Origin of the sequence: Ligilactobacillus hohenheimensis (assembly GCF_947381805.1) — a bacterium.
Classification (GTDB): domain Bacteria; phylum Bacillota; class Bacilli; order Lactobacillales; family Lactobacillaceae; genus Ligilactobacillus; species Ligilactobacillus hohenheimensis.
In genome coordinates this window covers 50143-69567 of record NZ_CANCXC010000002.1, presented here as the reverse complement: position 1 = coordinate 69567, position 19425 = coordinate 50143, and the positions used below count along the sequence as shown (strand labels likewise).

The 19425-nt window shown below is 50.4% G+C and carries 19 protein-coding genes; 6 read left to right on the top strand and 13 right to left on the bottom strand.

Features of this window, described 5'->3' with window-relative positions:
* Window positions 1-6 precede the first annotated feature (6 nt).
* Window positions 7-414, bottom strand: a complete 408-nt coding sequence (locus QOR60_RS04110) for a DUF1310 family protein (protein ID WP_283582094.1) — start codon at window positions 412-414, stop codon at window positions 7-9.
* A 13-nt stretch (window positions 415-427) separates the two neighbouring features.
* Window positions 428-832 carry a DUF1310 family protein gene (locus QOR60_RS04105; RefSeq protein WP_283582093.1) on the bottom strand — a complete coding sequence of 135 codons (405 nt, stop codon included), beginning with the start codon at window positions 830-832 and terminating at the stop codon, window positions 428-430.
* 270 nt (window positions 833-1102) lie between these two features.
* Between QOR60_RS04105 and QOR60_RS04100 the strand changes: the two genes are divergently transcribed.
* From QOR60_RS04100 to QOR60_RS04090, 3 genes are all read left to right on the top strand, one after another.
* Complete coding sequence (locus QOR60_RS04100; protein WP_283582092.1) at window positions 1103-1330, top strand: DUF6290 family protein; 228 nt, start codon at window positions 1103-1105, stop codon at window positions 1328-1330.
* Window positions 1331-1332: 2 nt separating this feature from the next.
* Entirely contained in the window at window positions 1333-1605 is a 273-nt protein-coding gene (locus QOR60_RS04095; RefSeq protein ID WP_283582091.1) for a type II toxin-antitoxin system RelE family toxin, read from the top strand.
* A gap of 129 nt (window positions 1606-1734) precedes the next feature.
* A complete protein-coding gene (locus tag QOR60_RS04090; RefSeq protein WP_283582090.1) occupies window positions 1735-2004 on the top strand; it encodes a type II toxin-antitoxin system Phd/YefM family antitoxin in 270 nt (89 codons plus the stop codon).
* A gap of 94 nt (window positions 2005-2098) precedes the next feature.
* On the opposite strand, the gene QOR60_RS04085 is transcribed toward QOR60_RS04090, so the two are convergent.
* The 4 genes from QOR60_RS04085 to QOR60_RS04070 form a co-directional block, all read right to left on the bottom strand.
* Complete coding sequence (locus tag QOR60_RS04085) at window positions 2099-2656, bottom strand: cysteine hydrolase family protein (RefSeq protein WP_283582089.1); 558 nt, start codon at window positions 2654-2656, stop codon at window positions 2099-2101.
* Between the two features lie 493 nt (window positions 2657-3149).
* Window positions 3150-4538 (bottom strand): SLC45 family MFS transporter, encoded by a 1389-nt coding sequence (locus tag QOR60_RS04080; protein WP_283582088.1) that lies wholly within the window; start codon window positions 4536-4538, stop codon window positions 3150-3152.
* 19 nt (window positions 4539-4557) lie between these two features.
* Entirely contained in the window at window positions 4558-6234 is a 1677-nt protein-coding gene (locus QOR60_RS04075; RefSeq protein WP_283582087.1) for an alpha-glucosidase, read from the bottom strand.
* On the bottom strand, window positions 6224-8527 hold the full coding sequence (locus QOR60_RS04070; protein ID WP_283582086.1) for a glycoside hydrolase family 31 protein: 2304 nt from the start codon (window positions 8525-8527) through the stop codon (window positions 6224-6226). The genes QOR60_RS04075 and QOR60_RS04070 overlap by 11 nt, the downstream gene beginning before the upstream one ends.
* Before the next feature lie 169 nt (window positions 8528-8696).
* Between QOR60_RS04070 and QOR60_RS04065 the strand changes: the two genes are divergently transcribed.
* From QOR60_RS04065 to QOR60_RS04055, 3 genes are all read left to right on the top strand, one after another.
* A complete protein-coding gene (locus QOR60_RS04065; RefSeq protein ID WP_283582085.1) occupies window positions 8697-9668 on the top strand; it encodes a LacI family DNA-binding transcriptional regulator in 972 nt (323 codons plus the stop codon).
* 87 nt (window positions 9669-9755) lie between these two features.
* Window positions 9756-10082: a type II toxin-antitoxin system RelB/DinJ family antitoxin gene (locus tag QOR60_RS04060; RefSeq protein ID WP_283582084.1), complete on the top strand. Its 327-nt coding sequence runs from the start codon at window positions 9756-9758 to the stop codon at window positions 10080-10082.
* Window positions 10083-10084: 2 nt separating this feature from the next.
* Window positions 10085-10396 carry a type II toxin-antitoxin system YafQ family toxin gene (locus QOR60_RS04055; protein WP_283582083.1) on the top strand — a complete coding sequence of 104 codons (312 nt, stop codon included), beginning with the start codon at window positions 10085-10087 and terminating at the stop codon, window positions 10394-10396.
* A 74-nt stretch (window positions 10397-10470) separates the two neighbouring features.
* On the opposite strand, the gene rlmD is transcribed toward QOR60_RS04055, so the two are convergent.
* From rlmD to ligA, 7 genes are all read right to left on the bottom strand, one after another.
* The gene (gene rlmD / locus QOR60_RS04050) at window positions 10471-11838 is read right to left on the bottom strand and encodes a 23S rRNA (uracil(1939)-C(5))-methyltransferase RlmD (RefSeq protein ID WP_283582082.1); all 1368 of its coding nucleotides are present in this window, start codon (window positions 11836-11838) and stop codon (window positions 10471-10473) included.
* A 142-nt stretch (window positions 11839-11980) separates the two neighbouring features.
* On the bottom strand, window positions 11981-13036 hold the full coding sequence (locus tag QOR60_RS04045; RefSeq protein WP_283582081.1) for a diacylglycerol kinase: 1056 nt from the start codon (window positions 13034-13036) through the stop codon (window positions 11981-11983).
* Between the two features lie 25 nt (window positions 13037-13061).
* On the bottom strand, window positions 13062-14495 hold the full coding sequence (gatB, locus tag QOR60_RS04040; RefSeq protein WP_283582080.1) for an Asp-tRNA(Asn)/Glu-tRNA(Gln) amidotransferase subunit GatB: 1434 nt from the start codon (window positions 14493-14495) through the stop codon (window positions 13062-13064).
* Window positions 14495-15958 (bottom strand): Asp-tRNA(Asn)/Glu-tRNA(Gln) amidotransferase subunit GatA, encoded by a 1464-nt coding sequence (gene gatA, locus QOR60_RS04035; protein ID WP_283582079.1) that lies wholly within the window; start codon window positions 15956-15958, stop codon window positions 14495-14497. Before gatA ends, gatB begins: the two co-directional genes overlap by 1 nt.
* On the bottom strand, window positions 15959-16261 hold the full coding sequence (gene gatC / locus QOR60_RS04030) for an Asp-tRNA(Asn)/Glu-tRNA(Gln) amidotransferase subunit GatC (RefSeq protein ID WP_283582078.1): 303 nt from the start codon (window positions 16259-16261) through the stop codon (window positions 15959-15961). It lies immediately after the preceding gene.
* A 24-nt stretch (window positions 16262-16285) separates the two neighbouring features.
* Window positions 16286-17416: a CamS family sex pheromone protein gene (locus QOR60_RS04025; protein ID WP_283582077.1), complete on the bottom strand. Its 1131-nt coding sequence runs from the start codon at window positions 17414-17416 to the stop codon at window positions 16286-16288.
* Complete coding sequence (gene ligA, locus QOR60_RS04020; protein ID WP_283582076.1) at window positions 17413-19422, bottom strand: NAD-dependent DNA ligase LigA; 2010 nt, start codon at window positions 19420-19422, stop codon at window positions 17413-17415. Before ligA ends, QOR60_RS04025 begins: the two co-directional genes overlap by 4 nt.
* Window positions 19423-19425 lie beyond the last annotated feature (3 nt).

Genomic DNA, 19425 nt, shown 5'->3' with positions numbered 1-19425 from the left:
CCTTTTTCAATTTTTATGGCAAAGAAAATCGGACAATCCTTCGTCTTCCATGTTTTCATAACACTCAATTTTCCCATTGTCTTTCTCAAGAGAAACCTGGAAATCAAATTTCTTATTATCGTTCACATATCCTTGAATCATAATTCCACCCATCGGGTTATGTTGAACAGTATCATAACGTAATGTTATCTTTTGAATACGATGATATTTGTCATCAGCTTTAACTGCCTGATAGATATCTTGCCTATGTTTTTTAACAATCCGCACCATATTTTCGTGAGTTACTGGTGGATTCTCTTCTAAATTCGCTTGTTCATTTACTCGTTTCATATGTTTAATCCCCAAATCACCGACTATTAACACGCCACACGTGATAATTAATGCAATGAAAATCCATTTGTATTTCTTTTTCATAATAATGTTTTTCTCAGTAGCTACCCATTAAAATTCCTAAGGGCTTCGTTATTCCGCCACCATCAATAACATATTTCGAGCCTTCTTTATCTAGAGTCGCATTAAATTCTAATTTTTTGTTGCCATTAACATAACCATAAATATCAATTCCGCCCATTGGATTATGGTCTAACTGGTCGTACTCAATGGTAATCGTCTTTACTTGCTTCTTTTTATCGTCCTTTAATAGCCATTTATCAACCACATCCTTATGCACCTTAACAATCCGCACCATATTTTCGTGAGTCACCGGTGGATTATCTTCTAAATTTGCTTGTTCATTTACTCGTTCCATATGTTTAACCCCCAAATCACCGACTATCAACACGCCACATGCGATAATTAACGCGATGAAAATCCATTTGTATTTCTTTTTCATAGAATAGCCCTTCCAACCAACAATAGTTATGCTCATTGTACCCTCGATAAATAGATTTATCAATATAACATTTGCCATTAATACATATTAGCTATTATTGATAAGAAACAATACATTAGCTACATACGAACAATAATCCCCCACCATTTTCAAACAATCCTTGAAACATGCCAGCACCTCCCCCTATCATTGACATAGAAAACATGATGAAAGAACGCACTTGCATTCTAATATGATAGAATACTGTTAGTAACTTCAAGGAGGCGCTAAATGACAACTTCTACCAAATCTACGACCATCCGTTTTGATAAAAGCGTTTTGAATCTGATTCATAAACAAGCCGCTTTAGACGGTGAATCACCCACCGAATACATGCGGGATGCAGTTTTAGAAAAACTTGCGGATGGTTTGGACTATCAGGACGCTGTCCGTAATATGCAGGCATCCCACGGAGAAACTGTTTCCCGGGATGACGTGAAAAAACAACTAGGATTGTAACAATGAAATTCACATGGGAATTTGACCGAAAAGCCCTTAAAGACTTCCAGAAGGAACTAGATAAACCCGTTCAACGGCGAATTATTGCGTGGCTTGATTCACACATTGAAGGAAGCGATAATCCCCACCTCTGGGGGAAAGCATTAGCGGGCAAACTCGGAACACTGTGGCGCTATTGGGTAGGAAGCTACCGGATTATTGCGGATATTCGGGATAACGTCTTTACCGTCGTCGTAGTCAAAGCAGGAAAACGGAATGATGTTTATAAGCGCTAATCTGTTAATTATGAGTAATCCTTATCACTTGAACATGTAAAACCCAAGGAATCAACTATGGGACATCAGCAAAGTTCCTGTGCAGTAATTGCTAACGATAACGAAATAAAGTACACGGGGGCGAATAACATGGTAGTGGCATTAACCCAAAGCGATTTTAGAGCGCACATAAAAAAATATTTAGATCGAGTTAACAATGAGGACGAAACCATATATATTGCACGGGCAAATAGCCGCAGCGTTGTGGTAATCTCTCAGGAAAAAATGTACTGGATGGAAAAGGCCCTTCAAGCAAAGGAGGATTCGTTGAACTATGCAGTAGCGCGGGACCAGCTAATTCGGCGTCATGTTTTACCTGATGATCCGATTATTACGACCGACAACGACTTGGCCGGTTAGACCCCACCATTGTTAATGAAGTTAAGGCTGCAGTTAATAAAATCCTTGAAACCTGAGCCCTACCATCCAAAATGGAGATTAATACACTTTTCACCTAATTTACCGGAATCACCGTTGCTCCCAAACAATCCTTAAAATGTGCCAGCGCCCATTCCTGGCCTTGCGGTGTAAAGGTTGCTACGCCCACTTCGGGAACAGTTAGCTTGTAGTTTAGATTATACGCATAAATTGCAGTGTGCAGTACACAAATATCCGTACAAACACCCGTCAACCATAGTTCCGTGATACCCCGTTCTCGTAAGTAATTATCGAGGTTTGTATTTTGAAAGGCTGAATAGCGGTTCTTCGCAAACTGCCACACCCGTTTGCTTTCTTGATGCGTCGTATACCATGATGCCAGTTTTCCGTATAATTCATGCCCCCAACTTCCTACGAGATTATGCTCAGGAAACAGCTTATGTTCAGGGTGAAACTGGTCGTTTGGCTGGTGCGTGTCCGTCGGAAGTAAAACATAGTCATCCGCCTCTAAGAACTGGTCCGCCAACCGAACAATCGTCGATTCAATTTTTTGAGCGGACGTCCCGCACGTTAACGCCCCGTTGGATGCTACAAAATCGTTTGTATAATCAATAATCAACAATGCCTTTGTCATATTATTTGCTCCTTCTTAAACGTAAAGAAAGTATTATTAGTGTTTCTTTACGGTATTTGATACTCAATGATACTCAACTCTAACACTTAATGCCTGTCGAATTCAATATCCCCATATTGTTCGTGGTTAGTTTTAAAAATCAGTGATTTAGACAACAAAATACCATAAAATATACGTATTTACATTGATTAAGATTGAATTGGAGAATAAAATGTCCGGTATAGTTTGTATTCAGCGTAGAATGTTTATGGAGGATTGCTCATGCACTGGTTAACTGACTTAATGGCTGCCATTGGTGTTGTCCTTAACGGAATTCCCCAAGGGATTATGGCAATGGGATTGGGATTTGCGGTTTTTCCAACCACTATTTAATCCGGATGGAACAGAAAAACAATAACCACTATTTCAATTACATCATAAAGAGGCCTAAGTGTAATTCACACCTAGGTCTCTACTTTTAATCAAACCATTCTGCTATTAGGATCGTATTATCCTACTTAGCCGTTCCAACCGAATTCCGTTCCGCTTTCTGTACGTCGACCCCTTCGTGAATCAGGAACACGCAGGCAGCGCCGATGATCAGGGCAACTCCCCCAATTATTAACATCGCCGGCTGGTAATGCCGCACTAGTGGGAAAATAGCGAAACTCAGTACTGAGGCTAAAATTTGCGGTACACAAATTCCAACATTAAATAATCCTAAGTATGCCCCCTCGTTCTCACCGTTTAGCGATGATGTTAAGAGGGTAAATGGAACAGTGCTTAGCGTAAAGCCCCATATTCCTGACAAGACCGCCGCTCCAATATCGAGCCACTTGTTGGTTACCACCGCTTCGGCAATCAAAGCAATTGCGCCTAAAATTGTTCCAAACGCATACCACTGTTTCCGGTGGTTTGGTTTGGTCTTCGCATAGAAAATCCCGTAAACTACGCCGGCAATGCTGGATACGGCAGTCATTACCCCGTACCAGTTCCCAGCGGCCTGGTAGGAAGCCGTTACGGGGTTAGCCGTATGCCATACCCGCCGGGCAATCGTTCCCGTTGTGTAGGTCCAGGTATACATCGTCGCGAACCACGAAAACAGCTGAACCAGGTTAATCGTCCAAAAAGCCTTTGGCGCCGTCTTTACCAGGTGCCATAAACTAACACTGTTTTGTTTCTTCTGAATATCAATGCCATGGTACTTAGCGTACGTAGCCGGGTCATACTCGTGCACGCTAAAGACCGTTGCAAAGCACGTTACCAGTAAAAGCGCCGCTGATACCAGGTACGCCCAAATAACCGAATTAGGAACAACCCCTTTTTTGGCTGTATTAGACATCCCAAACATTGTAAAGATGAACGGCAACAGCGTCGCTAAAATTCCCCCGGCATTTGAAAACACCTGCTGCCACGACCACGCAAAGTTCTTCTGCTTATTATTAACCATGTCACCGACGATCATCCGGAATGGCTGCATGCAAACATTTGAGAATAAATCCATAAAGCAAATCGCAAACATTGCATAAATCATTGCCAGTAATGAGCCATAGCCAAAGCCAAACGACCCTGAAAATGGCAACATGATTAGTACCAACGCAGCCAGTGGTGCCCCAAACAGAAGGTACGGCATCCGCCGCCCAAACCGGTTCCACGTCCGGTCAGAATACTTCCCGAGTAACGGTTGCACAATCATCCCCATCAGGGGTGGAAAAATAAAGAAGAACCCCAAATTATTCGGGTTTGCCCCGATTGTTTGACAAATTCGACTCATTTGAGAGCTTTGCAGCGAAAACGCCATGTTAATTCCCATAAAGCCAAACGTCATCGCCAAAATTGTCCGCTTCGGTAAATCCGGCATGTTCGTATCAACATTTACCGTTTTTGTTCCCTTACTACTCATTATCCCCAGCCTCCTTTTTTTATAACCGGTAAACCTTTGCTTCGTACGGCCGCAGAACTTCCCCCTGATCATCGTTATAATTACTAATCAGTAGTTCCGCTCCCTGCGGGCCAGCGTAACTACGGGTCACCTCCTTTGATGTGTAGTTCGTAACCACCAGTAACCGTGTGTGCCCGTCATCCCGGGTATAGGCAAAGACCTCCTCGTCCGCTTCGTTTCCCGCAACCAACGCATAATCACCATCCGTAATAACCGGAAGGGTGTGTCGCAACTTTATTAACCGCTGGTAGTAGTAGAAAATTGAATCTTGATCGGCAAGGGCCGCCTCCGCATTAATCTGCGGGTAATTAGGGTTAACTGCTAACCACGGCGTATGCGAACTAAAACCAGCATTTGGTCCATCATTCCACTGCATCGGTGTCCGGGCATTATCCCGTGAATGTTCCTGCAGGTACCGCATCATCGTGGCACCATCAACGAGATGCTGTTCGTCAACCAGTTGGTGATAAGCGTTAACCGATTCCAGATCGTTGTACTCCTCCAACCTATTAAACCGAACATTTGTCATTCCCAGTTCTTCCCCTTCAAAAATGTACGGGGTTCCCTGCATCATGTGAAGCATGGTTGCCAGCATTTTTGCTGACCGTACCCGAAACTCTTCGGTCTGGTCATTTCCAAACCGCGAAACTACCCGTGGTTGGTCATGATTGTTCCAGTACAGTGAATTCCACGCCGTCCCCATCAACTCAGTCTGCCACTTACTTAGGTTGTCCCGGAGCGCACTAAGCGGGACCTTTCGGAGACTCCATTTTCCTAAGGCGGGATCCTCATTCGCATCCAACCCCATGTGTTCAAACTGAAATACCATGTTAAGTTCCCGGTCATCAAGGTTGGCGTACCCCCGTGCGTCATCCGGCGTCACATCAGGCGTCTCTCCGACCGTAACCATCCGGTGCTTTCCCATTACGTTTGCGTGCATTTCCTGAAGAAATTCGTGCACCCGCGGACCGTTTGCCACGCTAGAATCTCCGTACAGTGCATTTGCACTCCGCGGACCGTCTGGAAGTCCGTTCGGCTTAGAAATGAGGTTAATCACGTCCATGCGAAACCCATCAACTCCCTTAGCAGCCCACCAGTTCATCATGTCATAAACCGAATGCCGCACGGCCGGATTTTCCCAGTTCAAGTCTGGCTGTTCCGGGGCAAACAGGTGGAGGTAATATTCATCGGTCTGCTGATCGTACTTCCATGCTGAACCCGAGAAATACGATCCCCAATTATTCGGGGCGTGTCCGTTTTTCCCGGGCCGCCACACATAGTAATCCCGGTACTTATTGGTTTTACTCTGCCGGGCCTGCTTAAACCATTCATGCTGGTCGGACGTGTGGTTAACCACCAGGTCCATTACCAGCTTCATTCCCCGCGCGTGAAGTGCGGTTACTAATTCTTCAAAATCAGCCATCGTCCCAAAATCAGGGTTGATTGCCTGGTAATCGCTAATATCGTACCCGTTATCAACCTGCGGGGACGGATATATTGGGTTAAGCCACACAATATCTACCCCCAGTTTCTGGAGGTAATCCAACCGGTGGATAATTCCCTGAAGATCCCCGATTCCATCCCCGTTACTATCCTGAAAACTCTTCGGGTAAATCTGGTAAACGACCGCATTTTTCCACCAATGATTATTCTTCATTTTCAACTTCCTCCTTTACGGCAACGTACTGTTCCTGCCCGGCGTACCGGAACCGCTGGACACCCATCATCGTTTCAACGGCGACTTCCTGATAACACGGCGCATACCCGTGGTGCTTAAGTTTAACCGTTGCCTGGCCGGCCGTTACCGTAACCTGATACAGGTTATATTCACCCTTCTGGTACTTGAAATCACGGCCATTATCCTGATAATGAACCGTCGTTCCATTATTTCCAAAAACCCTGAACCTCATTTGCTTATCAGGAGTAGCGGCAACGTGCATCGTGACCCGCCCCCACGGAATAACAGCGTTCTTCCGGACAAATAATGGTAACCGCTCCAGCGGTGCATCCACCACGATGTCCTGGTTACCGGCATATTCGCGGTTATTCCAAAAATCAACCCACTCCCCCGCTGGCAAGTAAACTAACCGGCGGCGCTGCGCCTTAACTACAACCGGCGCAACCAACAGGTCGTCACCAACCATGTACTCATCATTAAGGTTGGCCGCCCGCTCATCATCCGGATAGTTTAAAATCACCGGCCGCATTACCGGTAACCCGGTTTTCTGGTGCTGCGCAAAGAGGTCGTACAGGTACGGAATAAACCGGTACCGTAACCGAACATACTGCCGGTATATCCGAAGCGTTTGGTCATCAAACGCCCACGGCTCCTGGTGACGCGTTCCTAATTCACTGTGATTGCGGTATAACGGGCTAAACAACGCAGCTTCAATCCACCGCACCAAAAGTTCAGGCGTCGTATCAGAAGCAAAGCCCCCAATATCCGTTCCACAAAACGGAAAACCACTGAGCCCCAAATTGCATAACTGCGGAATTGCCCACTGCAGGTGCGGCCAGATACTCCGGTTATCACCAGTCCACACCGTTGAATATTTCTGGGTTCCAGCGTAGGCTGCCCGCGTGATGACAAACGGTCGGAGTCCAGTGGCATCCTTTATCCCTTCATAGGTTGCCCGTGACATATTGTGACCGTACACGTTATGCACCTGCCGTTGTGGGACAGTCGTATCTTCATCCGTACATTCCAGATCAAGTGGTAGGGGGCCATTAAACGATGCAGGTTCGTTCATGTCGTTCCATGTTCCGGCAATTCCCAGGTCCGTAAGAAACCGCTGTTTCCGCCCCCACCACTGACGAACAACGGGGTTCCCAAAGTCCGGAAAGACCGCATCTCCCGGCCAAACGGTGTTTACGTACGGACTACCGTCATGATTCCGGATAAAGTAGTGGTGTTCCTCCCCTTCTTTATAGACCGAATACTGTTCATCCTTCTTAACGCCCGCGTCAATAATCGTAACAAGCCGGTATCCCTTCCGTTTCATAGCCGCCACAAATTTCCTGGGACCTTCAGGGTACTTTTCTTGATCCCACGTAAAGTCCCTGTACCCGTCCATGTAATCAATATCAAGATGAATGGCGTCACACGGAATTTTATGTTTGGTTAACCCGTCCGCAACAGCCATCATTTCCGTTGCGCTCCGGCTATATCCCCACCGAGATTGCTGATACCCCAACGTCCACTTTTGGGGAAGTGGGGTATACCCGGTTAGCCGGGTGTAGTTTGCGACGACTTCCTTTAACGTTGCTCCCCCTAAGATGTAATAGTCGAGGTTACCTTCGTCCGCGGAGTAATAGTAGTACGCCGGGTTTTCCCGCCCAAAGTCAAAGTGGCTTCGACTCGGATTATCAAAGAAGAGGCCTACCGGATGCCCGTGATCCAGGCTAAACATCACTGGAATAGACTTGTACAGGTTAGGTTGGATTTCCAGTTGAGGGGCGGAAAAATCAACGTTCCAGTTATCATATGCGTACCCCCGTTTGTCTAGGTAACCCGTTTTATCACCAAGTCCGTAAAAATGAGCTGTGGGAGTTAATTGCTTGATGACGGTAATCGCTGCTTCCTGCGGAGCCTGGGCACCGAGTGAATGGCCCTCACCGGCAACAAGTTTCCGGTGTTCCTGATCGACCTTATCCAACCCCTGCGGCGCCCGTTTGCCCCGGTAATCAACGGCAAGGGGATTCCCCGCAACATCGTACACATCAACATGTCCTTCTTCGTCCAGCTTAAGCACCAACGTATCCGTCCGTAATTCCGTTACTTCCTTACCGCGAGTTACGTTCACCGTCGTTTTCTCCCACGGCAAGGCCGCGATCGCCTTGGAACGAACGGAATATCCCCGGTCCTGAAAAACACGGATTATTCCGGGTGAAATCACCGTAATGGTCATTCCATTAATAGAAAAGGTTTGCTGTTGTTGCCAATCTAACATGTTCATCACCCTCCTACTAACTACGTCCGCTTCGCCCTTAATATAACTCTTTTCGTAAACGTTTACAATATTGTTTTTACAAAAAAGTAAACGTTTACTCATTTTGGGGACGAAGTCGGCGGTTTTCGCGTTATAATAACCCTTAGACTTACCACGGAGGAACATGGTTATGAAACCGACAATTAAAGACATCGCCGCCCGGGCAGGCGTTTCGATCGCATCAGTATCCCGTATTCTTGCCAATAAAACCGGTTCATTTAACGCTAAAACAGGCGAACGTGTCCGGAAAATTGCCCAAGAAATGGGCTACCAACGAAACGAAACAGCTGCGACCCTAGTACGCCAGCAATCAAACGTAATTGCCGTTATCATCAATAACACCCCCACTCCGTTTGCAGCCCAGGTTATTCACGGTATCCAGCAGCAGGCAAACGCCGCCGGAAAGCGAATTATCATGCTCTCGGCCGGCGATAACGACGCCCGTCTGCAGCACCAGGCAATTCAAACCGCACTGCAGCGCACCGTCGCCGCCATTATTCTCGTCGGTGTGTTTCCAGATAATCAAAGTACGGCACTTCTCACGGCTGCCCACGTTCCGCTGTGCTTTGCAGCCACCAGGATGCCTGAATACCCATTCGTAAGTTCTGATGACTACTGGATCGCCTACCAGGCAGCCAACTACCTTATTGAGCACGGTCACCAACACTTAGCCCTTGTAGGAATCGACCAGGGGCCAACGGGAACCCGCCGTCAAGCTGGCTTTCAAAGTGCACTTACTAATGCAGGTATTGATACCCCTCCGGTAATCATAAACGGTGATTATGGGCGAAAAGCGGGAATTACCGCCCTATCAACCCTTAAAAAGAAGAGTGTTTCTGCCGTTGTGGCCGGAAGTGACATGGTTGGTGCGGGACTCATCCAGGCAGCCCATCACGAAGGTCTGCACCTCCCCGATGACCTGTCCATCGTCTGCATTGACGGAACCTACATTTGCGAGTTAACTCTCCCCCAACTCACGAGCGTAACCCAAAACTTTGCACAAATTGGGGCAGCCGCCGTAGATCGGGTTCTCAACCACACCGCGGTTACTGATATTCCAACGGTGATTACTCCCAGGGAAAGCGTTAAACGGATTAAGTAACTGCACAACGACGATCGCTGTCGGTTGAATAGTAGTATGTAATAGCATATAATTACCATACCAATTATAGGAAAGGTGGGATTCATTATGGGAACACCAGCTAAATTACCTACTAAACTGGTTCAACTAAAACTTCCCGTTGACGTTAAAAATAAACTGGATCGAATCTTTGCCGAAGACGGAACCACTACGCCCCAGGGCCTTAAGATGATTGCCACCCAGATTGCCAATAACGGTCATTCCCCATTTACTACAATGCACTACGAAGAGTATACGGAACCGGTTAGTGACAAAATTAAGAACCATTTACGCAAAGATGAGTTAGAAGTGTTAGGCTACCTTCCCGATGACTCTAAAAACTACTCTGATGAAGAAAGCTTAAAGAGGGCCTTTAAGCAGAATCTAGGAATTTAACTATGAAGTACACTGTTAATATTCCCGAAGAATTCTGGCGCTCTGCAAAAAGATTAAAACAAAAATACACCCATGATGAATTCGTGGAAATTATCGAAGATATTAGGGAATCGATTGTAATCCTTGCGGAAAGCGGAACGCTCCCACCAGAGTACAATGATCACCTCCTAAGAAGAAGCCCCTATGTTAACTATAACGAATACCACGTCTACGATGACGACGTTTTAATCATCTATTACCGTCACGATAAAAAACTCTATCTCCGCTTCGTTGAGGTAATTGATCATGAAACGCTCAGTAAAAAAAGTGAATAAATCATTATAACTGATAATACCCCTAAGTCTCGGACCTCTCATCCCAGACTTAGGGGGATTCTCTCATATCAGTTTTAGTTCCGCTCTAACACCGTCACGCTTTCCACGTGCACCGTTTGCGGGAACTGGTCGACCGGCTGAATTGGTGCACTCACCCGGTACCCTGCCTGCATGAACTGCTGTAAGTCACGCACCAGCGTCGCCGGGTTACAGCTGACGTACACCACCCGCTGCGGGGCCATTTGGGCAATGCTTGCAATCAGGTCCGGTGTCAGGCCCTTCCGCGGCGGGTCAACAAAGACCACGTCCGGATGAATTCCCTGGTCCGCCCACTTCGCCATCCACTCCTGGGCGGTTCCCACGGCAAACGTCGCGTTGGTAACTCCGTTTAACGCTGCATTCTGCCGGGCATCCTTAATCGCTTCCGGGACAACCTCCACCCCGTAGACGTGCTTGACGTGACGGGCCACCGTCAAAGTAATCGTCCCGATACCGCAGTAGGCATCGACCGCCGTCATTTCCGGCGTAAGGTGCGCCCGTTCAACGGCCGTTGCGTAAAGGCGTTCGGTTTGTTGCGGATTAACCTGGTAAAACGACTGGGCGGACACCGCAAACCGGACCCCGTTTAACTCATCGGTAATCGTTGGTTGCCCAGCCAGCACCGTCGTCGTTTCGCCCATAATGACGTTTGTGCGCTTTGGGTTAACGTTGTGCATGACCCCCACAACGTCCGAACATCGCTGCATAATCTGGGCGGCAATCTCCTGGGCGTGGGGCAATTTCCGGGTACGCGTCACCAGCACTACCATTACTTCGTGCGAGTAGTATCCCCGCCGCACCATGATGTGCCGCAGAACCCCGCGGTGGTGCTCTTCGTCGTACGCTGAGACCTTGTACAGGTCACACACCGTACATACCACCTGCAAAATCGCATCAATCCGCTCATCCTGAATGCCGTAGTCCGTGACCGGCACAAACTGATGACTTCGTTGGCGGTAAAAGCCCGTCCGGAGATGGCCGTCCACCTCCCGCACCGGAACCTGGGCCTTGTTGCGGTAGTGCCACGGGTCATCCATCCCCATCACGGGGGCCACCTCAATCTCCAGGTGGGCCTTTTGCAACAGGTCCGTGATGAGTTTCCGCTTAAACCGGAGCTGCGCAGCATAACTAAGATGAGCTAACGGCGCAATTCCAGTCTGGGTAAGGACCTTATTAGGCGCAGCCGTCCGGTCTGGGCTGGTGGTTTCCCACCGGACCACCCGGGCGTACCCAAAGTTTTTTTGCACCTTCGTGACGTGGATGACCACCCGTTCTGCGGGAAGCGCCCCCGTCACAAAGAGCGGGTAACCATCCACCTTAGCAACCCCCAGCCCCTGGTACGTCAGGTCGGTAATGGTCACGGTAAGTTCATCGTTTTTCTTTACTGGCGCGTGCTGCTTCACCGTTTTTTCCTCCTAAAAGTACAGGTGTGACAAAACAAAGAAAACGAGCATCGTGGAAGTCCCAAGCCGAACCAATTACACGAAGCATTGATAAGGCAACTGGCTGACTTCTAGCTCGTTCATTAGGGTTAGTTATCCCTGCTTAATTCTTCTTTTCTTGCGCCTGCTCCTTGGCGTCAAGTTCCTGCTGCAGGCGGGTGGCTTCATCCTGATCCAGGTCGGCAATCTCGTGCATTAGTTCATCCCGGGTGGCCTGTTCAACCTCCGTGCGGGTCGTTACCGCCGTTTCCGGTAACTGGTCCGTATTTGCACAGATTTCCAGGTGCTGCTTGAGGTTCCTGAACGTCATCGGCGCATCGCCACCATACTCACCGTCAATGTTGATCATCATCCGCTCGCTTGCGGTCTTAGCGACCAGCTTCGACGTCTTTACGTACAGAATGGACGGGTCATCAATATGATTCCCGCCAGCAAATACCTTAACCGCCAGCTTCATCAGGTCCAACAGGTTGCCCGTCTTAACCACAATCAGGGTGAACTTCCCGTCGTCAAGCGACGCATCGGGCGCAATCTGTTCAAACCCACCAACTGAATTGGTCAGCGCCAGGAAGAACATTGACGCCTTCCCGTCGTACGTGCCGCCGTCGTATTCCAGGTGCATGTCAACCGGCTTAATCTTCGGCAGAAGTTCTGCGCCCTTCACCAGGTATGCCATGTACCCAAACATCGACTTCAACTCAGACGGGACACTGTACGTTAGTTCGGTCAGCAGCCCCCCCGCCGCAATGTTGGCGAAGTAGTGATCACCCGCTTGGCCGATGTCAATCTTAATCGTTTTTCCGCGCGCAATTACCCGCGCCGCTTCGACCGGACTCTCCAACGGGATGTGGAGTGCCCGAGCATAGTCGTTCGTCGTTCCGGCCGGGATAATTCCCAGCTTCGGCCGCTTTTTCAGGGGAGCTAAGCCGTTGACAACCTCGTTAATTGTTCCGTCCCCGCCGGCCGCAATAATCAACGCAAACCCGCTCTTCGCCGCCCGAATTGCTTCGTTCTTTGCCGAATCGGGCTCCGGGGTCGTTGCGTACGCGCTCGTCTCATATCCCGACCGTTCCATGATGGTCAGAATATCAACGAGGTCGTTCCTCATTGCCTCCCGCCCAGATGTAGGGTTATAGATAATGCGACACCGTTTTTGCATCTTCCTCGGTCCTTCCTAATCACTCTTACCGCGCATTTAAGTTCTTCATCAACAGCTTATTAACCACCTTCGGGTTGGCTTGGCCGCGCGTTTGCTTCATAATCTGGCCCACTAAGAAACCAACAGCCCGGTCCTTCCCGTTCTTAAAGTCGGTGATGGACTGTTCGTTATTATCGAGTACATCGTCGATAATCGGCTGCAGCTTAACCGGGTCTGATAGCTGAACCATGCCCTTTTGCTCAACCCAAGCCTGTGGTTCCGTATCGCTCTTGATGATTTCCTTGAAGACCTTCTTCCCAATCTTCCCGGAAATCGTTTCGTCCTGAATCATCTTGATCATCGTTGCCAGGTGCTCCGGTGTCAGCGCCGTATCAGCCAGCTCAACCTGCTGGGCGTTTAGGTAGGAGTTCACCTCCACCATCAGCCAGTTGGCCGCTAACTTCGGGTCCGCCCCGTGCGCAACCGTGGCGTCGAAGAAGTCGGACATTTCCTTCGTTTGTGTCAGAACGTCCGTATCGTACTCGGACAGGCCGAACTCGTTTTCGTACCGCTTCCGCCGCTCATCCGGCATTTCCGGAATTGAGTTGCGCACCTCTTCAATCCACTCGTCAGAAATGTGCACCGGGGGAATATCCGGTTCAGGGAAGTAACGGTAATCGTCCTTACCCTCCTTCACCCGCATCAGGATTGTCTTCCCGGTTGGCACATCGTACCGCCGCGTTTCGGACTGAATGGTGCCCCCGCTCATCAGCACCTGCGCCTGCCGGTTGGCCTCGTATTCAAGCCCTTTACGAACATGGTCAAACGAGTTTAAGTTCTTCATTTCGGTCTTGGTACCATACTCAGTGGCCCCATACGGCCGGATTGAGATGTTTACGTCCGTCCGCATGGATCCCTGTTCAAGCTTCACGTCAGAAACCCCGGAGAACATGATAATCTGCCGTAACCGGGTTAGGTAACGGTAGGCTTCCTCTGGTGAAGCAATGTCCGGCTCCGACACGATTTCAATCAGTGGCGTCCCCTGCCGGTTTAAGTCAACGTACGAGTAACCATTCGGGTTGTGGGTGTTTTTCCCGGCATCTTCTTCCACGTGCATTTCGTGGATTCCAATCCGTTTCTTACTGCCGTCTTCAGCGGTAATTTCCAGCCACCCGTTCCGACCAAGTGGCGTATCCGATTGGGTAATCTGGTACGCCTTCGGGTTGTCCGGGTAGAAGTAGTTCTTCCGGTCAAAGTGGATGTCCTTAGTGATCTCACAGTTGAGGGCCAGTGCTGCCCGCATTCCGTACTCAAGGATTCCGCGATTCAATTGGGGAAGAACCCCCGGGTAACCCCAGTCGATGACGTTCGTATCCGTGTTTTGGGGTTGACCAAACCGCACTGGCGCCGGTGAGAAAGCCTTTGACTTCGTCTTCATTTCAATGTGGACTTCGAGTCCAATCGTTGTTTCAAAGTTCATTAGTTCTGCCCCCCAATCGCTGGTACGTTCTCAAAGAACCGGGTCGCCTGTTCGTAGGCGTATGCCGCCCGGTACATGGTCTGTTCATCAAAGGAGTTGGCGATAATGTGGAGTCCCACCGGCATGCCATCCACGAAGCCGGCCGGAACCGACATCCCTGGTAACCCAGCCAGGTTACTTGGAATCGTCAGCACGTCATTCATGTACATCGCAACCGGATCATCGACCTTTGCCCCGAATGAGAAGGCCGGGGTAGCCGTCGTTGGTGCCATGATAACGTCGTGATCCTTAAAGACCCGCGCAAAGTCACGACAAACCAGCGTCCGGACCTGCGCAGCCTTCTTAAAGAACTTATCGTACGAACCCGCCGCAAGAACGTAGGTCCCGAGCATAATCCGCCGCTTAACTTCCGGCCCAAAGCCTTCCGTCCGCGTCCGGACGTATACATCCTCCAGGTTCTTAACGTCCTTTGCCCGAAAACCGTACCGAATACCGTCGTACCGCTGCAGGTTAGACGATGCCTCAGCACACGCCTGAACGTAGTAAATCGGCACCCCGTACTTGCTGTACGGCAGGGAAACCTCGTCCACAACTGCTCCCAGTTTTTCCATTTCGGCAAGGGCCTGCTTAATCGCGTCCTTGACCCCATCAGCAACGCCCGCAGCGAAGTATTCCTTCGGCACCGCAATCCGGAGGCCCTTAACACCATCCTCAATTCCGGCCGTAAAGTCTGGGACTTCCTTGCTGGAAGTTGTCAGGTCGTGGTCATCGTGCCCGGCAATTGCCCCCAGTACCAGGGCGTTATCCTTAACCGTCCGGGTAATCGGCCCAATTTCATCCAGGCTAGAAGAAAAGGCAATCAGCCCGTAACGGGAAACCCGCCCATACGTTGGCTTGGTCCCGACAACGCCGTTAAACGTTGCTGGTTGCCGCACCGAACCACCGGTATCTGACCCGAGGGCCACCGGGATTTCACCGGCAGCGACCGCCACGGCCGGGCCACCAGATGATCCGCCCGGCACCTTTGTTTGGTCCCAGGCATTCTTGGTCTGCTTAAACGCGGAGGTTTCTGTAGAGCTTCCCATCGCAAACTCGTCCAGGTTTAACTTCCCGACGTTGATCATCCCGGCTTCAGCCAGTTTTTCCATGACCGTCGCATCGTAAATCGGGTTAAAGTTTTCCAGAATCTTGCTGGCAGCCGTGGTCGTCAGTCCCTTCGTTACGATGTTATCCTTAATGCCTACGGGAATCCCCGCAAGGAGCTGATCCGGGGCAATTCCCTGTTCGTCTAACGTCGCCGCCTGCTTTAAGGCCGCTTCTTCGTTGAGGGCCAGGAAGGCCTCAAACTGCGGTTCGCGTTGTTTAATCGTCGCAAACGTTTCTTTGACCAGCTCAACCACGCTAAACTGCTTGTTAACAAGCCCCGCGTGGAGGGTTGTCAGGTCGTTTTCAAAGTAGTTCATCTAGCCTTCCTCGCTTTCATCAATAATCGCTGGCACCTTAATGTAGCCGTCTTCGCTTTCCGGAACGTTCTTCATAAGTTCCGCCCGGTCCGTTCCCGGAACCGCTTCATCCGGCCGCATCACGTTACGGGCATCCGTAACGTTATACGTCATCGGAACATCGGTCGTATCGACTTCCTGTAACTGTTCGACCATTCCCAGAATGTCATCCATCTGAGCGGTAAACTTCGTTAATTCTTCGTCAGTGACGGCCATCTTTGCTAGTGCTGCCACGTGGCGCACTTCTTCTGCCGAAATTGCCATGCTATCGTCCCCCGTCTTGTAATCTTAGTAACTATTCAATACCTGTGCGGTGAACTTTCCACCATCAGCCGGCCGGGTAATCACGCTCTGTGTTTGCCCGTTGGCGCCGTTCACCGTAATGTCAATCGGAATCTGCGCCGGCAAGTACGTCTTCGCTGCCTGCGCAACGTACTGGCTAAAGTGGGTGATTTCCGTTTCACTGTAGAACTGGGTCGTAATGGTAACCTTCATTCCCTGAATTTGCTTTCCCTTGTACCGAGCCTGAGCGGTAACCCCCGCCAGGTTCGGGAAGAAGTTCTGGATCTTATTCTTAAAGTTCTCGAACGACTGCTCATCGTTAGAATTTGGCACCGAGTGGTTCGCGGTTGCCGGGAAAACCACGTTTTGGAAGTCGGTTTGCTTCCAGTCACCGAGGTCTGTTCCGTGGTAGCTAACCGCGTACTCGTAAAACACCCCACCAACTAAGCTATCGTTGGGTGCCTGCTTGTACATTCCAATCAGAATTGGAACGTCGTTGCCGACCCCGGGCAGTTTCCGCACCCGGGCAAGCACGGTTTGCGCCGCTTCCCGCCCCTTGGCTTCCATTGTTGATGTCGGGATGTTCGTCGTAAACGTCGGCCCGTACTGCTCCTTTTCGTAGTAATCCTTCTGGTTCATGCCAATCCCAATCGTCATCCCGCGCAGGGTTAGCTTGTTGCCATCCTGTTTCATGTAGTCCTGCTCACCAATCTGCTGAACGTACATTGGATTCCGCTTGTTAGCATCCTTTTGACCGTTATCCGCTGGGTTTAACCCATCCGGATTATCCTTGGACTTCCGGCCCAGCCACTTCGTTACGGTTTTCTTAGTTAGGTACTGGCCCTCCTGAAAAACGTAACTCTTTGGTGAAAACTGCTGCTGTGACAGCTCCGTCATTCCGTCCTCAAAACTCTTGAGGTTGAGCTGGTTCCCGGAATCCTGACTAAGGTCAACGCCCCGGGCCTTAGCGGTCTTATAGCGCCCGTTTTGAATAACCCCCTGGTACTGGTGGTCATTCGCCTGCCCAGTGACCTGAATCTTATCGTTTGAACCCCGCGAGCTGCTATCCCGCCCGCAGGCTGCAAACAGTAATGCACTCGCAAGAATCGTTCCCACGACTACTACTCTCTTCTTCACCGTTCTTCCTCCATTTGTGCGCGAAACGCATCTTCGTCCATTACAGTGACTCCCAGTTGCTGGGCCCGCGTCAACTTGCTTCCGGCGGCCGTTCCCGCAATCAACAGGTCGGTCTTCCCGGAAACGCTGCCCGTCACGGTCGCACCGTGGGCTTCAAGCCATTTTTTGGCATCTGCCCGTTTCATTGCCGTGAGCGTCCCGGTCAACACGACCCGCTTTCCACTAAAGAAACCAGTCGTAACCGGCGCCTGCTGGGGCTCATGGTACGTCATGTTCACCCCCGCAGCGGCAAGCTTGTCAAGCAACGTTGCCACTGCTGGGTTGGCGAAGTATTTCACCACGCTATCCGCAATTGTCGGCCCGATTGTCGGGATGGCCGCAACCGTCTCCACCTGGGCATCCTGAATGACCGTCATCGTCTTAAAGTGCGCCGCAATTAGCTGGGCCGCCTTCGCGCCAACGTGCCGGATTCCCAGGCCAAATAATAGACGTTCAATAGAATTATTGCGGCTTTTATCAATTGCTGTCAATAGGTTTGTTGCTGATTTGTCCTTAATTTTATCCAATTGCACCAGCTGATCAAACGTCAGGGTGTATAGGTCCGCTACGTCATGCACTAATCCCCGCGCAAAGAGCTGGTTAATAATCCGGGGACCAACGCCCGTAATATCCATCGCGTTCCGGGAACAAAAATGGGTCAAGCTCTCCTTCACAAGTGCCGGACACGCTGGGTTCACACACCGCAGGGCCACCTCATCATCGAGGTGAACCAACGGCGCGCCACACTCCGGACAGGTCGGCGGAATAACGTACGGGTGACTATCCGCCGGGCGTTTAGCAACCAGCACCCGGTTGACCTCGGGAATAATATCCCCGGCCTTATGCAGCGTCACGGTATCGCCTACCCGGATGTCCTTGGCCTGAAGGTAGGCGGGGTTATGCAGGGAGGCCCGGGAAACGGTGGTCCCGGCAAGCTGCACGGGATCCATGACAGCCGTTGGGGTCACTACCCCGGTCCGGCCCACCGTCCACTCGATGGCCCGCACGACGGTTTCCTGCTCGTCCGGCGGGAACTTATAGGCAATCGCCCACTTCGGGACCTTTACCGTGTTCCCCACCTCGGCGTGCACCGCTAACTGGTCGGCCTTTAACACAATCCCGTCAATCTCATACGGCAGGCTTGCCCGCTTAGCGGTGTACTCGTCGATATACTCGTCAAACTCCGCCCGGGTCGTCACGGTCCGGTAGTCGGGGTTAACCTTGAAGCCGAGTTCCCGCAACTTTGCCAGTGCCCCACTCTGAGTGGTAACCCCCAGTTTTTCCGGCTCCATTAGGTAGTACATGAACGCGCTGAGCTGCCGGGCAGCCGTGACGCGTGAGTCAAGCTGGCGGAGCGACCCTGCTGCCGCATTCCGCGGGTTGGCAAACACCGGCTCGCCGGCAGTCTCCCGTTCCTGATTAAGGGCAACGAACGCCTTCTTGGGCATGTAACACTCCCCGCGCACCTCGATTGAAACTGGTTCGGTCAGTTCCATCGGAATAGCCTTGATCGTCTTCAAGTTAGCGGTAATGTCTTCCCCAATCGTTCCGTTGCCCCGGGTTGATCCCTTCACAAAATGTCCGTTTTCATAGGTTACGGAGATGGCCAACCCGTCAATTTTCAACTCACAGTTATACGCCAGCTCCTGGCCCACCGTTTCATTTAAGTTAGTGATAAAGGCGGCCAGTTCATCCTTGGAAAACACGTCTCCCAAAGACAGCATCGGGATAGCGTGGGTCACCTTGGTAAACTGGTCGAGCACCGCGCCCCCAACCCGCTGCGTTGGTGAGGTGGGCACTACCAGTTCCGGGTACTGTTTTTCAATATCCTGTAATTCCCGGTACGCCGCGTCGTACACGTGGTCCGGAACACTCGGTTGGTCAGCCCCGTAGTATTCTCGGCCCCACTGATTGAGCTGCTTCCGAAGCTGGGCAGCATGCTGTTGGATTTCTGCTGGAACTGTCATTTC

Coding starts and splice junctions, on each gene's coding strand:
- QOR60_RS04045 (WP_283582081.1), bottom strand. CDS start 13,036: ATGCAAAAACGGTGTCGCATTATCTATAACCCTACATCTGGGCGGGAG.
- QOR60_RS04055 (WP_283582083.1), top strand. CDS start 10,085: ATGAAGTACACTGTTAATATTCCCGAAGAATTCTGGCGCTCTGCAAAA.
- ligA (WP_283582076.1), bottom strand. CDS start 19,422: ATGACAGTTCCAGCAGAAATCCAACAGCATGCTGCCCAGCTTCGGAAG.
- QOR60_RS04080 (WP_283582088.1), bottom strand. CDS start 4,538: ATGAGTAGTAAGGGAACAAAAACGGTAAATGTTGATACGAACATGCCG.
- QOR60_RS04085 (WP_283582089.1), bottom strand. CDS start 2,656: ATGACAAAGGCATTGTTGATTATTGATTATACAAACGATTTTGTAGCA.
- QOR60_RS04095 (WP_283582091.1), top strand. CDS start 1,333: ATGAAATTCACATGGGAATTTGACCGAAAAGCCCTTAAAGACTTCCAG.
- QOR60_RS04075 (WP_283582087.1), bottom strand. CDS start 6,234: ATGAAGAATAATCATTGGTGGAAAAATGCGGTCGTTTACCAGATTTAC.
- gatA (WP_283582079.1), bottom strand. CDS start 15,958: ATGAACTACTTTGAAAACGACCTGACAACCCTCCACGCGGGGCTTGTT.
- QOR60_RS04090 (WP_283582090.1), top strand. CDS start 1,735: ATGGTAGTGGCATTAACCCAAAGCGATTTTAGAGCGCACATAAAAAAA.
- QOR60_RS04070 (WP_283582086.1), bottom strand. CDS start 8,527: ATGTTAGATTGGCAACAACAGCAAACCTTTTCTATTAATGGAATGACC.
- QOR60_RS04100 (WP_283582092.1), top strand. CDS start 1,103: ATGACAACTTCTACCAAATCTACGACCATCCGTTTTGATAAAAGCGTT.
- QOR60_RS04060 (WP_283582084.1), top strand. CDS start 9,756: ATGGGAACACCAGCTAAATTACCTACTAAACTGGTTCAACTAAAACTT.
- QOR60_RS04105 (WP_283582093.1), bottom strand. CDS start 832: ATGAAAAAGAAATACAAATGGATTTTCATCGCGTTAATTATCGCATGT.
- QOR60_RS04110 (WP_283582094.1), bottom strand. CDS start 414: ATGAAAAAGAAATACAAATGGATTTTCATTGCATTAATTATCACGTGT.
- gatC (WP_283582078.1), bottom strand. CDS start 16,261: ATGGCAATTTCGGCAGAAGAAGTGCGCCACGTGGCAGCACTAGCAAAG.
- gatB (WP_283582080.1), bottom strand. CDS start 14,495: ATGAACTTTGAAACAACGATTGGACTCGAAGTCCACATTGAAATGAAG.
- QOR60_RS04065 (WP_283582085.1), top strand. CDS start 8,697: ATGAAACCGACAATTAAAGACATCGCCGCCCGGGCAGGCGTTTCGATC.